The organism is Streptomyces sp. NPDC096136 (assembly GCF_044763325.1).
Lineage (GTDB): Bacteria > Actinomycetota > Actinomycetes > Streptomycetales > Streptomycetaceae > Streptomyces.
On the sequence record NZ_JBIWFZ010000004.1, the window covers coordinates 392,431 to 411,400 of the forward strand.

13 protein-coding genes are annotated in these 18,970 nt (G+C 72.9%); 4 read left to right on the forward strand and 9 right to left on the reverse strand.

Annotated elements, in window-relative coordinates; all coding sequences use genetic code 11:
• Positions 1-9: 9 nt before the first annotated feature.
• The 7 genes from ACIRBY_RS11015 to ACIRBY_RS11045 all read right to left on the reverse strand — a co-directional run bounded on the left by ACIRBY_RS11015 (position 10) and on the right by ACIRBY_RS11045 (position 9,857).
• Positions 10-726: an ABC transporter ATP-binding protein gene (locus ACIRBY_RS11015; RefSeq protein WP_390685808.1), complete on the reverse strand. Its 717-nt coding sequence runs from the start codon at positions 724-726 to the stop codon at positions 10-12.
• Positions 723-1,877 carry an ABC transporter ATP-binding protein gene (locus ACIRBY_RS11020; RefSeq protein ID WP_403899608.1) on the reverse strand — a complete coding sequence of 385 codons (1,155 nt, stop codon included), beginning with the start codon at positions 1,875-1,877 and terminating at the stop codon, positions 723-725. The genes ACIRBY_RS11015 and ACIRBY_RS11020 overlap by 4 nt, the downstream gene beginning before the upstream one ends.
• Positions 1,874-3,691: a branched-chain amino acid ABC transporter permease gene (locus tag ACIRBY_RS11025; protein ID WP_403899155.1), complete on the reverse strand. Its 1,818-nt coding sequence runs from the start codon at positions 3,689-3,691 to the stop codon at positions 1,874-1,876. The genes ACIRBY_RS11020 and ACIRBY_RS11025 overlap by 4 nt, the downstream gene beginning before the upstream one ends.
• Before the next feature lie 5 nt (positions 3,692-3,696).
• Entirely contained in the window at positions 3,697-4,626 is a 930-nt protein-coding gene (locus ACIRBY_RS11030; RefSeq protein ID WP_042815507.1) for a branched-chain amino acid ABC transporter permease, read from the reverse strand.
• Between the two features lie 105 nt (positions 4,627-4,731).
• On the reverse strand, positions 4,732-5,967 hold the full coding sequence (locus ACIRBY_RS11035; protein ID WP_403899158.1) for a branched-chain amino acid ABC transporter substrate-binding protein: 1,236 nt from the start codon (positions 5,965-5,967) through the stop codon (positions 4,732-4,734).
• Between the two features lie 1,100 nt (positions 5,968-7,067).
• Positions 7,068-7,532, reverse strand: a complete 465-nt coding sequence (locus ACIRBY_RS11040) for a PaaI family thioesterase (RefSeq protein WP_042815504.1) — start codon at positions 7,530-7,532, stop codon at positions 7,068-7,070.
• A 54-nt stretch (positions 7,533-7,586) separates the two neighbouring features.
• Complete coding sequence (locus ACIRBY_RS11045) at positions 7,587-9,857, reverse strand: FdhF/YdeP family oxidoreductase (protein WP_403899161.1); 2,271 nt, start codon at positions 9,855-9,857, stop codon at positions 7,587-7,589.
• 105 nt (positions 9,858-9,962) lie between these two features.
• On the opposite strand from ACIRBY_RS11045, the gene polA reads away from it, so the two are divergent.
• Positions 9,963-12,683, forward strand: a complete 2,721-nt coding sequence (gene polA, locus ACIRBY_RS11050) for a DNA polymerase I (RefSeq protein WP_403899164.1) — start codon at positions 9,963-9,965, stop codon at positions 12,681-12,683.
• Positions 12,684-12,715: 32 nt separating this feature from the next.
• On the opposite strand, the gene ACIRBY_RS11055 is transcribed toward polA, so the two are convergent.
• Entirely contained in the window at positions 12,716-13,573 is an 858-nt protein-coding gene (locus ACIRBY_RS11055; protein WP_403899167.1) for a DUF4184 family protein, read from the reverse strand.
• Positions 13,574-13,728: 155 nt separating this feature from the next.
• On the opposite strand from ACIRBY_RS11055, the gene ACIRBY_RS11060 reads away from it, so the two are divergent.
• From ACIRBY_RS11060 to ACIRBY_RS11070, 3 genes are all read left to right on the forward strand, one after another.
• Positions 13,729-15,030, forward strand: coding sequence for a lytic transglycosylase domain-containing protein (locus ACIRBY_RS11060; RefSeq protein ID WP_403899169.1), 1,302 nt, complete (start codon positions 13,729-13,731; stop codon positions 15,028-15,030).
• 109 nt (positions 15,031-15,139) lie between these two features.
• The gene (locus ACIRBY_RS11065) at positions 15,140-15,283 is read left to right on the forward strand and encodes an SPW_0924 family protein (RefSeq protein WP_403899172.1); all 144 of its coding nucleotides are present in this window, start codon (positions 15,140-15,142) and stop codon (positions 15,281-15,283) included.
• A 12-nt stretch (positions 15,284-15,295) separates the two neighbouring features.
• Positions 15,296-16,273: a DUF3068 domain-containing protein gene (locus ACIRBY_RS11070; RefSeq protein WP_403899175.1), complete on the forward strand. Its 978-nt coding sequence runs from the start codon at positions 15,296-15,298 to the stop codon at positions 16,271-16,273.
• Here the strand turns inward: ACIRBY_RS11070 and ACIRBY_RS11075 are convergent.
• Positions 16,260-18,968 (reverse strand): ATP-dependent RNA helicase, encoded by a 2,709-nt coding sequence (locus ACIRBY_RS11075; protein ID WP_403899178.1) that lies wholly within the window; start codon positions 18,966-18,968, stop codon positions 16,260-16,262. The two genes, ACIRBY_RS11070 and ACIRBY_RS11075, sit on opposite strands and share 14 nt — an antisense overlap.
• Between the last annotated feature and the right edge of the window lie 2 nt (positions 18,969-18,970).

An 18,970-nucleotide genomic window follows, 5' to 3' on the forward strand; every position in this document is an offset into this window, starting at 1 on the left:
GTCGGGCGACTAGTCCTCGCCGAGGTACGCCTTGCGGACGTCCTCGTTGACGAGGAGCTCGCGGCCCGGACCGGTCAGGACGATCTTGCCGATCTCCATGACGTGGCCCTGGTCGGCCAGGGACAGCGCGGCCTGGGCGTTCTGCTCGACGAGCAGGATGGTGGTGCCGGCCGCCTTGAGCTCGGCGATGGTCGCCATGATCTTCTGCATCATGAGCGGGGAGAGGCCCATCGAGGGCTCGTCGAGCATGAGCAGCTTGGGCTGGGACATGAGGGCCCGGCCCATGGCGAGCATCTGCTGCTCGCCGCCGGAGAGGGTGCCGGCGGCCTGCTTGCGGCGCTCTCCCAGGATGGGGAAGAGGTCGTAGGCGCGCTGGACGTCCTTCTGGATGCCTTCCCTGTCGTTGCGCAGGAAGGCGCCGAGGAGGAGGTTGTCCTCGATGGTCATGCGCGGGAAGATGTGCCGGCCCTCGGGGGAGTGGGCGAGGCCGAGCGAGACGATGTTGTGTGCGGGGACCTTCTTGAGGGACTTGCCCTGGAACTTGATCTGGCCGCCCTTGGGCTTGATCAGTCCGGAGAGGGTGCGCAGGGTGGTCGTCTTGCCGGCGCCGTTCGTCCCGATGAGGGTGACGATCTGGCCTTCTTCGACGGAGAAGGAGATGCCCTTGACGGCTTCGATCTTGCCGTAGGCGACGCGGAGGTCTTCGACCTCCAGGAGTGCGGTCACTTGGCCTCTCCGTCCGTGCGGGTGGTGCTGGTGGTGCTGGTGGTGCTGGGTGCGTCGGCCGTGTCTTCCGCCGGGGTGGCCTCTTCCGCCGCGGGGGCCGCTTCGGCCTCGGGGGCGTCGGTGGTCTCTTCGGCGTCGGCGGTGGCCTCGGCGTCCCCTGCCGGGGTGGCGTCGGCGGCCTCGTCGGCCGCGGGGGCCTCGGTGGTCTCCTCGGCCGGGGCGGCTTCGGTGGCGTCCTCGGCCGGTGCGGCTTCGGTGGTCTCCTCCGCCGGGGTGGCGTCGGCGGCCTCGGGGGCGGCCTTCGCCGGGGCGGCCTCGGCTGCGGCGACCGCGGCGGCGTCCTCGTCCTCGGGGGCGCCTTCGAAGGGCTCGCCGAGGTAGGCGGCGACGACGCGTTCGTCGCTCTGGACCTCGCCGGCGGAGCCCTCGATGAGCTTTTCGCCCTGGACGAGGCAGGCGACGCGGTCGCAGAGGTTGAAGATGAAGCGCATGTCGTGCTCGATGACGAGGACGGCGATGCCCTTGTCCCGGATGGCGAAGATGAGTTCTTCGGTGGCCCGGGTCTCCTGCGGGTTCATGCCGGCGGTGGGCTCGTCCAGGAGGATGAGGCCCGGGTCGCTGGCGAGGGCGCGGGCGATCTCCAGCTTGCGCTGCTCGCCGTAGGGGAGGTTGCGGGCGAGGTGCTCGGCCTTGTGGTCGAGGCCGATGAACGCGAGGAGTTCCATGGCGCGTTCGCGGCTGGCCTGCTCCTCCCGGCCGAAGCTGGGCAGGCGCAGGAGGGCGGACCAGAGGCCTTCCTTGGTGCGGGTGTGGCGTCCGACGAGGACGTTTTCCAGGACCGTCATGTTGTTGAAGAGACGGATGTTCTGGAAGGTGCGGGCGATGCCGGCCGCGGTGACCTTGAAGGACTTGGGGGGCAGGACCGTGCCCTTGTACCGGACTTCGCCCTCGGTGGGGATGTAGAGGCCGGTGAGGCAGTTGAAGAAGGTGGTCTTGCCGGCGCCGTTGGGGCCGATGAGGCCGACGATTTCGCCGCTGTTGACGGTGAGGTCGACGTTCTTGACGGCGGTGAGGCCGCCGAAGCGCATGGTGACGCCTCGTGCGTCGAGGACGGTCTCGGCGGTCGCCGTGGTGGTCGTCGTCATGGTCAGGCCCCTGCCTTGCTGAGGACTGCGGGCGCTTCGAGGTCCTTGTGGAGCTCGAGCTGGTTGCGCCGGTTGGGGATGAGGCCTTCGGGGCGCAGGCGCATCAGGATGACGAGTGCGATGCCGAAGACGAGGAGCTGGTACTCGCCCAGGAACTGGAGCTTGTTGGGGATCATGAAGAGGAGGGCGCCGCCGACGAGGGGGCCGGAGATGGTGCCCATGCCGCCGAGGACGACTGCCGCGAGGAGGAAGGCGGAGTTCGGGGGGACGGCGTTGGCGAAGACGTACTGGTCCGGGGTGACGGTGTAGTTCACGTGGGCCTGTACGGCGCCGGCGAGGCCGGCGAGGGTGGCGCCGAGGGCGAAGGCGATGAGCTTGACGCGGAAGCCGTTGATGCCCATGGCTTCGGCGGCGGTCTCGTCCTCGCGGATGGCGACCCAGGCGCGGCCGATGCGGGATTCGGCGCTGCGGCGGAAGACCATGATCACGATGAGGGTGACCAGGAGCATCAGCAGGAAGTAGTTGGCGAAGCGGCCGACGGCGAAGCCGGCGATGGTGTGGGTGGCGCCGAAGTCGAACCCGAAGAGGTTGACGTTGGGGACGCCGGCGACGCCGTTGGGACCGTTGGTGAGGTCGGGGCCGCTGACGCCGTCGAGGTTGTTCATCGAGATGCGGAAGATCTCTCCGAAGCCCAGGGTGACGATGGCGAGGTAGTCGCCGCGCAGGCGCAGGGTCGGGGCGCCGATGAGGACGCCGAAGACCATGGAGGCGAGGGCGCCGAGGAGGATGGCGGCCCAGAAGGGGAGGTGGACTCCGAAGGGGGAGTTGGGGGAGCCGGAGACCAGGGCGGCGGTGTAGGCGCCGACGCCGAGGAAGGCGACGTATCCGAGGTCGAGGAGGCCGGTGAGGCCGACGACGATGTTGAGGCCGAGGGCGACGGTGGCGAAGATCAGGATGTTGACGCCGAGGGTCGCGTACTGGTCGTCGGTCTGGGTGAGCGGGAAGGCCGCGGCGGCGACGAAGGCGCCGACGAGGGCGACGTTGCGGTGCTTGGCGGTGAGTGCGGTGAAGCGGGCCACCAGGCCGGCCTTGTTGAGGGCGGCGAAGCCGAAGCCGGCGGTGATCAGGAAGCCGATGAAGAGTTCCTGGTAGGGGGTGGTGACGCCGTAGGTGAAGACGCCGAGGGCGACGGCGAGCACGGCGGTGATGACGAGGATCTCGGCGTAGGCCGGGAGGGCGCGGGCCGGGGCGGGGGTGTCGCTGGCGTGGGCGGCCTTGGTGACGGCCCAGCTGTTGCCGATGTTGTGCTTGGTCTGCTCCCACCAGCTGTCGTCGGGGTCGGCGAGCTCGGTGAGGGGGCGCTCGAAGGGGAGGGAGCGGGCGCCGAGGTAGGCGACGAGCGAGGTGGCGATGACGACGAAGCCGCCGGGCTCGAGGTTGACGAGGCCGCCGAGGGTGTTGCTGATGGCCCAGGCGGTGTAGGCGACCGTGAGGAGGGTGCCGAGGGCGCAGAGCTTGATGGCGGCGTCGGTTCCGGCGGGGGCGATCCAGCGCAGGCCCTTGATGCCGTAGGAGGAGAGGCCGAAGAGCGCGGTGAGGGCGCCGCCGACGAGGACGAGCCACTGGAGGCCGCCGGGGTAGCCGTAGACGGTGAGGTCGCCGGGGAAGGCGGAGGTCCAGGTCCAGGCGAGGAAGCAGGAGATGACGGTGAGGGCGCCGCCGGCGGTGGCGAGGGCGCGGCCGGTCTTCTCGGGGAAGGAGATGCCGGCTCGGCCGGTGGCCGCCGTCTGGGGGGTGGTGTCGGTGGTGGTGGTCGTCATGGTTCTCACGCCCTGTCCGCCACGCGCTCGCCCATGAGGCCCTGGGGCCGGAAGAGGAGCACGAGGATGAGGAGTACGAACGCCCAGGTGTTGCCCCAGGACTGGCCGCCGAGCTGCTGCATGCCCGGCACGTCGGCGATGTAGGCGGTGGTGAGGGTTTCGGCGAGGCCGAGGACGATGCCGCCGATCATGGCGCCGTAGATGTTGCCGATGCCGCCGAGGACGGCCGCGGTGAAGGCCTTGAGGCCGAGGATGAAGCCCATGCGGTAGTTGACTTCGCCGTACTTGAGGCCGTAGGCGACGGCGCCGACGGCGGCGAAGGTGGCGCCGAGGGCGAAGGCGACCGTGATGATGCGGTCGGTGTTGATGCCCATGAGCTTGGCGGTGTCGGGGTCCTGGGCGGTGGCCTGCATGCCGCGGCCGGTGCGGGTCTTCTTGACGAAGAAGCCGAGGAAGGCCATGGAGATGGGGGCGGCGATCAGGAGGAAGACGTCACCGGTCTGGATGGTGATGCTGCCGATGTGGAAGGGGCCGCCGGGGAGTTCGGGGAACTTGACGGAGGACTTCGCGTCGGGGAACCAGGCCCAGACGACCTGCTGGAGGACGATGGAGAGGCCGATGGCGGTGATCAGTGGCGCGAGGCGCGGTGCGCTGCGCAGGGGCCGGTAGGCGAAGCGTTCGGCCCCGACGGCGATCAGGGTGGCGACGATGACCGCGCCTATGAGCATGAGGGGCAGGGCGATCCACATGGTGGTCCCGCCGGGGAGCATCAGCCAGACCGTGAGGGCTCCGAACCCGCCGGTCATGAAGATCTCGCCGTGGGCGAAGTTGATGAGCTGGACGATGCCATAGACCATCGTGTAGCCGATGGCGACGAGCCCGTACATGGATCCCAGTAGCAGGCCGTTGACCAGCTGTTGCGGCAGTTCGTGCACCGCAGGTCCTCCGAGTCTTTCGACGGATGTGACACCGCGCGGGGCGCTGTGGTGCGGCGCCCCGCGCGGCAGGTGAGGGGGTGTGCCAGGGGGAGTGGCGGAGGGTCAGCCGGCGAGGGTGCCGGACTCGACGGTCTTGAAGTCGTCGCCGTCGACCTTGTAGACGGTCAGCTGCTTGTTGGTGGCGTCGCCGAACTCGTCGAAGGAGACCTTGCCGGTCACGCCGTCGAAGCTGACGCCCTGGACGGCCTCGAGGACCTTGGCGCGGGCGTCGGAGGGCAGCTTGCCGTTGTTGGCGTCGACGACCTTCTTGACGGCCTCGATGACGGCCCAGGCGGAGTCGTACGAGTAGCCGCCGTAGGCGGAGTAGTCGTCCTTGTAGCCGGCCTTCTTGTAGTTGTCGATGAACTCCTTGGCGGAGGGCAGGCTCTCGACGGGGGCGCCGACGGAGGTGCAGAGGTCGCCCTGGGCGCTGGAGCCGGCGAGCTCGACGTACTTCTTGTCCTTCATGCCGTCGCCGCCGACGAGCGGGATGTTGGTGCCGGAGGCCTTGATCTGCTTGCTGAGCGGGCCGGCCGCGGGGTACTCGCCGCCGTAGTAGACGACGTCGGCGCCGGAGCTCTTGACCTGGGTGACGATCGCGGAGAAGTCCTTGCTCTCCGGGTCGATGTGGCCCTCGCCGGCGACCTGGCCGCCGAGCTTGGTGAACTCGCCCTTGAAGGTTCCGGCGAGGCCGGCGCCGTAGGTCTTCTTGTCGTCGATGATGAAGACCTTCTTCTTGCCGGCCTTGTTGAAGAGGTACTGCGCCGCGTAGGGGCCCTGGATGGCGTCCGTGGTGGCGGTGCGGAAGTAGCTCTTGTAGGTGCGGCTCTTCTGGCCCTCGGCCCACTTGGGGCCCTGGGTCAGGGAGGGGCTGGTGTTGGCCGGCGAGATCTGGGTGAGCTTGGCGTCGTCGAAGACCTTCTGCATGGCTTCGGAGACGGAGGAGTTGAGGGGGCCGACGACGCCGAGGACGTCCTTGTTGGCGGTGAGCTTGGTGGCGTTCTGCTGGCCGGAGGAGGCCTGGGCCTGGTCGTCGAGGGCTTCGACCTTGAAGGTGACGCCCTTGACGTACTTCTTCTCGTTGGCCTGCTTGGCGGCGAGGTCGGCGGAGTTCTTGATGCCGAGGCCGAGGGCGGAGAGGTCGCCGGTGAGCGGGGCGTCGACGCCGATGACGACCGTGGTGCCACCGCCGTCGCCGCCGGCGGAGCCGCCGTTGTCGTTGCGCGAGCCGCAGGCGGTGAGGGTGAGCGCGCCCGCGGCGAGGGCGGCGGTCACGGCGATGAGCTGACGAGAGCGCACAAGCAGTCCTTTCCTGGCGCCGCGTCCCCCGTGGGACGCGTCGAGTCGAACGCGGGGAACCGAACTGAGTAAATCCGGCGGGTCGCGGTAACTGGCCGTGACTCTAGGCGGCTCATCGGGGGATATGGAGGGCTGAGGCCAATGATGTGACTCTCTTGTTATGCCACGGCGTAATACATAGCGGATGTGTGCGGGTGGAACGGGGGAATTCAGGCCGGTTCGTCTTGTCCGGATACTGAGATGCGGCAGGACCATGTGGCCATTTGGGTCCTGACACGCCAGGACTCTAGGGGTTTTTGGTCATGACGGCGTTGCGGAGGGCTTGTCTCGGCCTTCGGGACATGCCCTGGTCAGTGCGACGGAAAGATCCCTGGCATATCGGTCACCCGGGATGTAACTGTGATCCTCTTTCTGGAATCCATTACTCAGGGTTACTTCCAGGAATGGCAGTCCGGAATTCCGTGCTACATGCACGCAGTCTTTCGTCCGAATCAGCACGAGGAGCTCGCGGACTTCCCCCGCCGCGACCGCGGCCGGGAGGGATGGCCGGATCGTCACGCTCAGCGCCGGTGACGGCTGATCGATCCGCTCCACCGTGACCGCGGGTCCGGACGAGGTCCGCACACGGACAGTGAACGCGAACGCGGCTCCGTCGGGGGCCGGCTCCACCGGATCCCCGTACGTGAGGGAGAGGGTCTGGGAGGGGGCGGACGGCGGCGCCGGCGCCGGGGGCGGCGCGGGGCGGGTGGCCTGGATCCGCAGGGCGGCGGCGGCCAGGACGGCCGCCGAGGCGAGGGTCAGGACGGCGCGGCGGTGGCGGACGTAGAAGGCGCGCGGGCGGGCGGTCCAGCCGGGTGCGGTCCGTCGGGGCGCGGGGGGCCCGTGGGGCCGCGTGCGGGCGTCCTCGTGGTCCCAGGTGCCCTCGCCGGGCTCCAGGGGGCCTATGCCCCCGCCGCTCACCGCGGGCCGCCGGGGAGGGGCGTGATGCGCCGGGGCGCCGGTCCGGTTCCCATGCGGGAACGCTAGACCGGCGCCCGGGGTCGCACAACGGCCCGTCCTGGAACCGTTGTCGGCCCCCGCGCGGGGCGCGGGGATCCGGCTCAGGACTCCGTGTCGCGCAGGAGGCAGGTGAGGCGGGCGGTGCAGACGCGGCGGTCCTGTTCGTCGGTGATGACGATCTCGTAGGTGGCGGTGGAGCGGCCGCGGTGGACGGGGGTGGCGGTGCCCGTGACGATCCCCTCGCGGGCGCCCCGGTGGTGGGTGCAGTTCAGGTCGACGCCGACGGCGATCTTCCTGCTGCCGCCGTGCAGCATTGCGCCGACCGAGCCGAGGGTCTCGGCGAGGACGGCGGAGGCGCCGCCGTGCAGCAGTCCGTAGGGCTGGGTGTTGCCCTTGACGGGCATCGTGGCCACGACGCGGTCGGCGGAGGCCTCCAGGATCCGGATCTCCATGCGTTCGCCGAGGGCGCCCGCCGAGAACAGGGCGGGCAGGTCTATGCCCAGCGCCGCGTACTCGTCGAGGACTTCCTGGGGGAACTTCACGGCGTGCTGCTGCTCGTCGGCCATGGGCCTGCTCCGTTCGTCAACGATCGTTAACCATCTGGTCCTGGGGTGGTTCTATCAGGCCGGTTCGAAGCGCACGACGACGGACTTGCTGGCGGGGGTGTTGCTGGTGTCGGCGGTGGAGTCGAGGGGGACCAGGACGTTGGTCTCCGGGTAGTAGGCGGCGGCGCAGCCGCGCGCGGTGGGGTAGTGGACGACCCGGAAGCCGGGGGCGCGGCGCTCGACGCCGTCCTTCCACTCGCCGACGAGGTCGGTGTAGGAGCCGTCGGCGAGGCCGAGCTCGGCGGCGTCGTCGGGGTGGACCATGACGACGCGGCGTCCGCCGGTGATGCCGCGGTAGCGGTCGTCGAGCCCGTAGATGGTGGTGTTGTACTGGTCGTGGCTGCGCAGGGTCTGCAGGAGCAGGCGGCCGGCGGGGACCTCGGGGTACTCGACGGGGGCGGCGGTGAAGTTCGCCTTGCCGGTCTTCGTGGGGAAGCGGCGCTCGTCGCGGGGGGCGTGGGGGAGCCGGAAGCCGCCGGGGCGGGCGACGCGGGCGTTGAAGTCCTCGAAGCCGGGGATGACGCGCGAGATCCGGTCGCGGATGACGGCGTAGTCGCGCTCGAAGTCCTCCCAGGGGGTCTTCGAGGCGGCGCCGAGGACGGCGCGGGCCATGCGGGCGACGATGGCGGGCTCGGAGAGCAGGTGCGGGGAGGCGGGGGCGAGGTTGCCGCGGGAGGCGTGGACCATGCCCATGGAGTCCTCGACGGTGACGAACTGCTTGCCGCCCGCCTGGACGTCCTTGTCGGTGCGGCCGAGGGTGGGCAGGATCAGCGCGCGCCGGCCGGTGACGGCGTGGGAGCGGTTGAGCTTGGTCGAGACGTGGACGGTCAGGGAGGCGCGCCGCACCGCGGCCTCGGTGACGTCGGTGTCGGGGGTGGCGCCGACGAAGTTGCCGCCCATGGCGAAGAAGACCTTGGCCCGCCCGTCGCGCAGGGCCTCGATGGCGCGGACGACGTCGTAGCCGTGGGCGCGCGGCGAGGTGATGTGGAACTCGCGGTCGAGGGCGTCGAGGAAGGCGGGTGCGGGGCGTTCGAAGATGCCCATGGTGCGGTCGCCCTGGACGTTGGAGTGGCCGCGGACGGGGCAGACGCCGGCGCCGGGGCGGCCGATGGCGCCGCGGAGCAGGAGGAGGTTGACGACCTCGCGGATGGTGGCGACGGCGTGCTTGTGCTGGGTGAGGCCCATGGCCCAGCAGACGATGGTGCGCCGCGAGGCGAGGACCATGGCCAGGGCGCGTTCGATCTCGGGGCGGGTCAGGCCGGTGGCCTTGAGGGTCTCGTCCCAGTCGGCTTCCGCGGCGGCCGCGGCGAACGCCTCGTAGCCGTGGGTGTGCTCGCGGACGAAGTCCTGGTCGACGGCTCCGTCGGTGGCGATGACGAGCTTGTTGAGGAGGCGGAAGAGGGCCTGGTCGCCGCCGATGCGGATCTGGAGGAACAGGTCGGTCAGGGCGGTGCCCCGGAGCATGCCGAGGGGGGTCTGGGGGTTCTTGAACCGCTCGGTGCCGGCCTCGGGCAGCGGATTCACCGAGATGATCTTCGCGCCGGCGGTCTTGGCCTTCTCCAGGGCGGAGAGCATGCGGGGGTGGTTGGTGCCCGGGTTCTGGCCGGCGACGATGATCAGGTCGGCCTGGTGGAGGTCTTCGAGGGAGACGCTGCCCTTGCCGATGCCGATGGTCTCGACGAGCGCCGAGCCCGAGGACTCGTGGCACATGTTGGAGCAGTCCGGCAGGTTGTTGGTGCCGAACTCGCGGGCGAAGAGCTGGAAGAGGAACGCGGCCTCGTTGCTCGTGCGGCCGGAGGTGTAGAAGACGGCCTCGTCGGGGGAGGAGAGGGCCTTCAGCTCCTCGGCGATGATCTCGAAGGCCCGCTCCCAGCCGACCGGCTCGTAGCGGTCGCCGCCCTCGGGCAGGTACATCGGGTGGGTGATGCGGCCTTGCTGGCCCAGCCAGTAGCCGGAGCGCTCGGCGAGCTCGGCCACGGGGTGCTCGGCGAAGAAGGCGGGGGTGACGCGGCGCAGGGTGGCCTCTTCGGCGACGGCCTTGGCGCCGTTCTCGCAGAACTCGGCGGTGTGCCGCTTGTCGCCCTCGGGCCAGGCGCAGCCGGGGCAGTCGAAGCCGTTCTTCTGGTTGACCTTCAGGAGGGTCTGCGCGGTGCGGAGCACGCCCATCTGGTCGTTCGCGATCTTGAGGGTGTGGCCGATGGCGGGCAGGCCGGCCGCGGCGTGGTGAGGGGGTCCGACGTGCGGAGCGTCCTGTACCGGATCACCTGCGGGCGGCTTGGTGGCCATGTCGCTCCCCTTCGAGCAGTCATTCGCGTATCCCCCCGATCCTGTCACGCTCCGCCGACATCGCCGCTGACGGATTTGTCACTGCGGGCGCCTAGGATCGGGGGCGTGGCAGAGACAGCATCGAAGAAGACCGAGCAGACGACCGCAGCGGACCGCCCCCGCCTGATGCTCATGGACGGGCACTCCCTGGCGTACCGGGCGTTCTTCGCGCTGCCCGCGGAGAACTTCACGACGGCGACGGGCCAGCCGACCAATGCCATCTACGGCTTCGCGTCGATGCTGGCGAACACGCTGCGCGACGAGGCGCCCACGCACTTCGCGGTGGCGTTCGACGTGTCCCGCAAGACCTGGCGCTCGACGGAGTTCCCCGAGTACAAGGCGAACCGCTCGAAGACCCCCGACGAGTTCAAGGGGCAGGTCGAGCTGATCGGCGAGCTCCTGGACGCGATGAAGGTGCCGCGGTTCGCGGTCGAGGGCTTCGAGGCCGACGACGTGATCGCGACGCTGGCGACGCAGGCGGAGGCCCTCGGCTTCGAGGTGCTGATCGTCACCGGCGACCGGGACTCCTTCCAGCTGGTCTCCGAGCACACGACCGTGCTGTACCCGACGAAGGGCGTCTCGGAGCTGACCCGGTTCACGCCGGAGAAGGTCGTGGAGAAGTACGGGCTCACCCCGCGCCAGTACCCGGACTTCGCGGCGCTGCGCGGCGACCCGTCGGACAACCTGCCGGGCATCCCGGGCGTCGGCGAGAAGACGGCCGCGAAGTGGATCAACCAGTTCGGTTCGTTCGCGGAGCTGGTGGAGCGGGCCGAGGAGGTCAAGGGCAAGGCCGGCCAGAACTTCCGCGACCACCTGGAGGCGGTCAAGCTCAACCGGGTCCTGACCGAGATGGTCAAGGACGTGGAGCTGCCGAAGACCCCCGCCGACCTGGGCCGCGCCCCCTACGACCGCTCCGCGGTCACGGGCGTGCTGGACGTGCTGGAGATCCGCAACGCCTCGCTGCGCGAGCGGCTGCTGGCCGTCGACCCGGGCGCCGCCGAGGAGGAGGCGCCGGCTCCGGCGGCCGGTGTGGAGCTGGACGGCTCGGTGCTGGGCGCGGGCGAGCTCGCGCCCTGGCTCGCGGCGCACGCGGGCGGCCCCCTCGGCGTCTCCACCGTGGACAGCTGGGCGCTGGGCCAGGGCAGCGTCGCCGAGGTGGCGCTGGCCGCGGCGGGCGGCGCGGCCGCCTGGTTCGACCCGTCCGCGCTGGACGAGGCGGACGACAAGGCCTTCGCCGCATGGGCGGCCGACGCGTCCGTGCCGAAGGTGGTGCACAACGCCAAGGGCCTGATGCGGGTGTTCCCGGAGCACGGCTGGACCCTGGCGGGCGTCGTCATGGACACCGCGCTGGCCGCCTACCTGGTCAAGCCGGGCCGGCGCTCCTTCGCGCTGGACGTGCTGTCGGTGGAGTACCTGGGCCGCGAGCTCCAGCCGCCGGCCGCCGACGGGCAGCTGGCCTTCGGCGCGGACGAGACCGCCGAGGCGGACGCGCTGATGGCGCAGGCCCGCGCGGTCCTGGACCTGGGCGACGCGTTCACCGCGAAGCTGCCCGAGGTCGGCGCCGTGGACCTGCTGCACGACATGGAGCTGCCCACCTCCGAGCTGCTGGCACGTCTGGAGCGGGCCGGCGTCGCCGCCGACCGGGACCACCTGGAGGGCATGGAGCAGCAGTTCGCCGGCGCCGTGCAGCAGGCGGTGAAGGAGGCGCACGCCGCCGTCGGGCACGAGTTCAACCTCGGCTCGCCCAAGCAGCTCCAGGAGGTGTTCTTCGGCGAGCTGGACCTGCCGAAGACGAAGAAGACCAAGACCGGGTACACGACGGACGCCGACGCTCTGGCCTGGCTGGCCACGCAGACCGACCACGAACTCCCGGTGATCATGCTGCGCCACCGGGAGCAGGCCAAGCTGCGCGTGACCGTGGAGGGCCTGGTCAAGTCGATCGCCGCCGACGGCCGGGTGCACACCAGCTTCAGCCAGACCACCGCCGCCACGGGCCGCCTGTCGTCCACGGACCCGAACCTGCAGAACGTGCCGGTGCGCACGGACGAGGGCCGGGCCATCCGCCGGGGCTTCGTCGTGGGCGAGGGCTACGAGTCGCTGATGACGGCCGACTACAGCCAGATCGAGCTGCGGGTCATGGCCCACCTCTCCGAGGACGAGGGCCTGATCGAGGCCTTCAACTCCGGCGAGGACCTGCACACCACGGTCGCCTCCCAGGTGTTCGGGGTGGAGCGCTCCCAGGTCGACGCCGAGATGCGCCGCAAGATCAAGGCCATGTCCTACGGCCTGGCGTACGGGCTCTCCGCCTTCGGTCTCGCCCAGCAGCTGAACATCGAGCCCGCCGAGGCGCGCGGCCTGATGGAGACCTTCTTCGAGCGGTTCGGCGGGGTCCGCGACTACCTCCAGCGCGTGGTGGACGAGGCCCGGGCCACCGGCTACACGGCGACGGTCTTCGGGCGCCGCCGCTACCTGCCCGACCTCAACAGCGACAACCGCCAGCGCCGCGAGGCCGCCGAGCGGATGGCGCTGAACGCCCCGATCCAGGGCACCGCCGCCGACATCGTCAAGGTGGCGATGCTCCGCGTGGACAAGGCCCTGGCCGAGGCCGGCCTGGCCTCGCGGATGCTGCTCCAGGTCCACGACGAAATCGTCCTGGAGATCGCCCCCGGCGAGCGGGAGCGCGTCGAGGAGCTGGTGCGCCGCGAGATGGGCGCGGCCGTGGAGCTGCGGGCCCCGCTGGACGTGTCCGTGGGCGTCGGCGGCGACTGGGAGTCCGCCGCGCACTGACCCCGCCCGTACGCCCGTACGCCCGTCCCCGCCTACGCGGTGGGGACGGGCGTCCGCGTCTCCCGGTCCGGGCGGGAGCGGTCCCGGTCGCGGCGGTGGCGCAGCCGCACCAGGGCCCCGTACAGTAGCAGGCCGACCACGAGGCCGCCGCCGGCTCCGAAGCAGAGGGTCGGGATGATGTCGAGGGGGCTGTGGATCCGGTCGTAGAAGGTGAAGAAGCGCAGCAGCCGCAGCGTGGTCCCGACCGCCGCGCACCCGCCGACCAGGAGCAGCGCCCCCCACCGCTCGGCCCGGCCGAGGACCGGCACCGACGGCGGCACGGGCCGCGCCGGCAGCCGGCGCAGGGCGCCGACCGTGAACCAGAGCAGGGCGCAGGCGGCGGCCGCGGAGGTGCCGTACTGGAGGAAGGTGTACGCCGGCAGGCCGAGGGCGAGGGGCCGGCCCAGCCACGGCAGTGCGTTCGTCCCCCAGCGGTCCCCGTGGGTGAAGCTGTCCCACACGACATGGGTGAGCGAGCCGGCGACCGCCGAGAGGTAGAAGCGGAGCGCGAGCACGGCGGGCCGCAGGCCGTGCCAGGGCTCGCCGCGGACGAGGGCGTGGACGCGGCCCCGCCAGGACTGCGGCAGCAGCGCGACCAGTGGCTCGCGCAGCAGCAGCCAGCACGCGGCGAGCAGGGCGGTGAGGGCGGCGTCCGCGGTGACCACGCCCGTCAGCGAGTGCGTGAACCCGCCGTAGCCCATGACGCCGCCGACGACCGCGTCCGCGAAGAAGAAGGAGTCCGGCGCGAACGATCCCAGCACCAGGGCCGAGGCGACCAGCGGCCCCCGCGCCCGCCCGGTGCGGCGGATGGCCGGAAGCACGGCGGCCGCATGGCTGAGAGTGAACGGCACGGGCCCTCCCCGGGGTGTGGATGTCGGGACAGTATGCGTGACCTGCGCAGGCACGTGGGGATGTGGTGAATGTCGGGACCGTAGTGCGTGCCGTGTGCAGGGAGTTGACGTAGGGTCACGCGGACGTTCGGACGTCCAGTGGAGGGGTCCCGCTCATGTCGGCACGAATATTCGGACGCGGCCTGCGCCGGGGCGCGGCCGCGGCACTGGTATCGGCGCTGGTGGCCGCCGCGATGACGGCCTCCCAGGGGCCCGCGGTCGCGGGCCCCGAGCGGATCGCGGCGGCCGGGGAGGGCGCCGCGCGGCCGCCCGCCGCGGCACCGGGTTCCGGCGGGGACTCGTCCTACTTCACCGAACTGCCGCCGCTGGACAGCCCCGCACCGCCGGCCGCGCTCCTGCCGGACGGCGGGGCCGCGGCGGCCGGCGGGCAGTCGGAGTCCGCGCCCGCGCCGGCGGCCGTGCAGCCGGCGGGGGAGGGCGCGCAGGGCATCCCGGCCAGCGTGCTGGCCGCGTACCGCGGGGCCGAGCAGCGGGTCGGGGCGGACGACCCCGGGTGCGGGCTGCGCTGGCAGCTGCTCGCGGCGATCGGCAAGGTCGAGTCGGGGCAGGCGGGCGGCGGCCGGGTCGACGCCGACGGGACCACCCTGCGGCCGATCCTGGGCCCCGTGCTCGACGGCAACGGCTTCGCGGACATCCCCGACACCGACGGCGGGGCCTACGACGGCGACGCCCGCCACGACCGGGCCGTCGGCCCGATGCAGTTCATCCCCTCCACCTGGGCCGCCTGGGGCCAGGACGGCAACGGCGACGGCCGGCGCGACCCCAACAACGTCCACGACGCGGCCCTGGCGGCCGGACGCTACCTGTGCGCGGGCAGCCGCGACCTGAGGACCGGCGCCGGCCTGGACCGGGCCGTGCTCTCCTACAACCAGTCCGCGGAGTACCTGCGGACGGTGCGGTCCTGGTTCGCGTACTACCTCCGGGGTGCGCACGAGGTCCCGGACGGCACCGGACCGGGCCCGCTGCCCGCCCCCGGCATGCCGGAGCCGGCCCCGAAGCCGAGCCCGACGCCCACGCCCACTCCCACGCCGAGCCCCACCCCGACGCCGAGCCCGAAGCCGACGCCGAGCCCCACCCCGACGCCGAGCCCGAAGCCGACGCCGAGCCCCACGCCCACGCCCACCCCGGATCCGAAGCCGACGCCCACGCCCACCCCGGATCCGAAGCCGACGCCCACCCCGACCCCCACCTCGGATCCGAAGCCGACCCCGACGCCGAGCGGGACGCCGACCCCCGGGCCCACGCCGAGCGGGACCCCGGGCCCGTCCGCCTCCCCGAAGCCGACGGCCGCCCCCGGGTCCACCGCCCCGTCGTCGTCCCCGGCCCCGGCCCCGTCGGCCCCCGCCCCCGCCTCCGCCTCCGCCTCCGCGAAGCCGACTCCCCCCACCGCCCCCTAGGCCGCCGCGCGGGGGTCCGGCCCGGACGGTTCCCGACGGTTCTCATCTGACCCCCGCGTTGCTACGGTACGCCTCCCTGACGACCCATCAGATCCAGGGAGGCCCCGCCGTGCGCGCACTCGTCGCCGCCGCCATCGGGCTGGCCGCCGCGCTGGCCCTCGTCCTCGCCGTCACGGCGTTCGGGGCGCCCGACGGCAGGACCTCGCCCAAGCCCCTGCTCACCACCGCGCCCCCCGCGCCCGGACAGGAGTAAGGAGGCCCGGCCGTGCGACGCAGAGCGAGCCTCGTCCTGCTGGCCCTCGCCGTGTTCTGCGCAGCCCTCGCACCGCTGCTGCGCTGGTACGCGTACCCCCGCCTGGCCGAGATCCCGCCGAACCAGTACCAGGCGGTCGTCCTGGAGGCCAAGGACGCGACCCTCCTCGACTACACCGGCGGGATGCAGCCCAGGAAGGTCGACAAGGTCACCATCGTCCAGACCCTCAAGGGCGACGTCGAGGCCTCCCGGCAGATCGAGGCCGACGCGGGCAAGGACGTCGTCGTCTGGGACACGCTCACCTACATCATCGGCCCGGACGGCAAGATGGTCTCCCGGATCCCCGAGCGCTACATCTTCGACGCCCACACCCAGGACCCGGTGCACGCCACCGGCGAGACGGTCGACGGCGACCCCGTCAAGCGCGAGGGCATCGAGTTCAAATGGCCCTTCTTCACCGAGCCGCGCGACTACCTCTACTTCGACGCCCAGACCCGGACCTCCTCGCCGATCCACTACGCCGGCCCCCGCACCTACCGGGGCATGGACGTCTACTACTTCGAGCAGACCGTCCCCTGGACCAAGGTCCCCATGCCCAAGAAGATGCCGATCGAGGGCATCGACCCGGCGACCATCGAGCAGACCACCGGGACCACCCTCTGGTACACGGCCAAGGTCCGCTTCTGGGTCGACCCGGTCACCGGCGCGCCCGTCAACGCCGAGCAGGACATCCAGCAGGAGATGCGCGGCGGCATCGCGGCCGGTGCCCCCGAAGGCCGCCTCACCGCCTTCGCCGGGCACGTCACGATGCGCGAGGACTACGCGAAGTACACCCGCGACCTCGTCGCCGCCAACCGTACGAAGGTCCTGGCGCTCCACACCTACGCCCCGGCCGGCCTCGCCCTCGGCGGCCTCGCCCTCCTCGCGGCCGCCCTCTGGCTGGAGGCCCGGGGCCGCCGGGCCCCGGGCTCCCCGGTCAGCGGCCCCTGAGCCGGGCGTTGGTGTGCCGGGTGGGCTCGGCCGTCGCCGGGTCCTCCGGCCACGGGTGCTTCGGGTAGCGCCCGCGCAGCTCGGCGCGCACCGCGCGGTAGCCGCCCTGCCAGAAGGAGGCCAGGTCGGAGGTGACCGCGGCGGGCCGCCCGGCGGGCGACAGCAGGTGCACGAGGACGGGCACCCCCGCCACCCGGGGCGTCCGCGCCAGCCCGAACAGCTCCTGGAGCTTCACCGCCAGCACCGGCTGCTCGCCCGTGTAGTCCACGCGGATCCGGGAGCCGCTCGGCACCTCGATCCGCTCCGGGGCCAGCTCGTCGAGCCGGACCGCCTCGCCCGTGGCCCAGGGCAGCAGCCGGCTCAGGGCCTGCCCGGCGTCGATCCGGCCCAGGTCGCCGCGGCGCCGGGCCCGCGACAGCTCCGGCTCCAGCCAGTCGTCCGCCCGCTCCAGCAGCGCCGCGTCGTCCGCCACGTCGGGCCAGGCGCCGCCGAGCGTGCGGTGCAGGAAGCCGAGGCGGGCGCGGAGCGCCACCGCGTCGGGGGACCAGCGCAGCAGGCCGAGCCCCTCGCCGCGCAGCCCCTCCAGCAGGGCGGCCCGCACCAGCGCCGGGTCGGGATCCCGCAGCGGCCGGACCACCAGCTCGATCGCCCCGAGCCGCTCGGCCGCCCGTGCGACCACGTCGCCGTCCTCCCAGCGCACCTCCTCGCCCGAGGCCAGCAGGTGCGCGGCGGCGGCCCGCGCGGTGTCCTCGTCCAGGACGGCGGCCAGCCGCACCCGCGCGGACGCGGAGTGCGGGGCGCGGTCGGCGACGGCCACGGCGAGCCAGCCCGCGCGGCGCAGGCCGGAGCCGTCGGCGAGCTCGGCCCCGGTCCCGGAGGCCATGAGGAAGCCTCCCGTGCCCTTGGCCTTCGCGACCCGCTCGGGGAACGCGAGGGCCGCGACCAGCCCGGCGGCATGGTCATCGGTGCCGACGGCGCGGCCGTGACCGGCACCGGAACCCTCCGGCGTGTGAGGAGCCGGGCCCGGGGCGGAGCCCCGGGAGGGGGCCGGGGGCTCGCCCCCGGTTTCGGGAAGGGGCGGGGCGGCGGAGAGGCCCCGCGCAGCGGCCCCGGCCCCGGCGGCCCCGCCACCGGCGGCCCCGGCCCCGGCGGCCCCGCCACCGGCGGCCCCGGCCCCGGCGGCCCCGCCACCGGCGGAGCCCAGGGCGCGCTCCAGCCGCCCGGCCTCCGTCCGCCACCGGGCCGCGTACGCGTCGCCGCCCCGCCGCGCAGCCCGCCACGCGCCGGCCAGGTCGTCCCCGTAATCCCGAGGGGCCTCCTCGCTCAGCAGCGCCACCACCTCCGCCGCCCGCCGCGCCCCGAGCACGGCGGAGCCGTCCAGCAGGGCGCGGCCCAGCCGCGGGTGCAGGCCCAGCCGGGCCAGCCGCAGCCCCCGCGCGGTCGGCCGGCCGGCCGCGTCCACCGCGCCGACGGCCGACAGCACCTCCCGGGCCGCGGCCATCGCCCCGGCCGGCGGCGGGTCCAGCAGCGCGAGCCCCGACGCGTCCGGGTCGCCCCAGCAGGCTGCCTGGAGAGCGAACTGCGCCAGGTCCGCGATCCGGATCTCGGGGGAGGGGAAGGCCGGCAGCCGCCCGTCCTCCGCCTGCGCCCAGCACCGGTACACCACGCCCGGCGCCTCCCGCCCGGCCCGGCCCGCCCGCTGGCGGCCCGCCGCCCGGGAGGCCCGTACGGTCGCCAGCGCGCCCAGCCCCCGGGCGTGGTCCACCCGCGGCTCGCGGGCCAGCCCCGAGTCCACGACCACCCGCACGCCCGGCACGGTCAGGCTCGACTCCGCGACCGCCGTCGACAGGATCACCCGCCGGTGCGCGGAGGCGGTCAGCGCGGCGTCCTGCACCGCGGCGGCCGCCCGGCCGTGGACCTGGAGGACCTCCGCGTCCAGCCCGCCCAGCTGCCCGGCGACCCGGGCGATCTCTCCGACGCCGGGCAGGAAGCACAGCACGTCGCCGGAACGTTCCGCCAGCGCCCGGCGCACCACCGAGGCCACGTGCGCCAGCTGCGCCGGATCCACCCGCATCCCGTGCGGCGGCCGCACCGGCCGTGCGGGCGGCGCCCACACCGTCTCCACCGGGTACGAGACCCCCGCGGCCTCCACCACGGGCGCGTCCCCCAGCAGCCGGGCCCAGCCGGCCGCGTCGGTCGTCGCCGAGGCCGCGACCAGGCGCAGCTCCGGGCGCAGGGCCGCGCGGACGTCCAGCAGGAAGGCGGCGACGGTGTCGGCGTCCAGGTGGCGTTCGTGGCACTCGTCCAGGACCACCACGTCCACCCCGGCCAGCTCCTGGTCGCGCTGGAGCCGCTGGAGCAGCACCCCGGTGGTCACCACCTCCACGACGGTGGAGCGGCCCGCGAGCCGCTCCCCGCGCACGGTGAAGCCCACCGACTCCCCGACGGCCTCGCCCAGCAGCCAGGCCATCCGCCGGGCCGCCGCCCGGGCGGCGATCCGCCGGGGCTCGGCGACCACCACCCGGCGGCGCGGACCCCCGCCGACCAGCCCGGCCAGCACCAGCGGGACCAGCGTGGTCTTGCCGGTGCCCGGCGGGGCGCACAGCACGGCCGCGCCGTGGCCGTCCAGCGCCCGGGTGAGGGCCGGCAGGGCTTCGCGTACGGGGAGGGCGTCGAGGGCGGACTCGCGGATCAAGG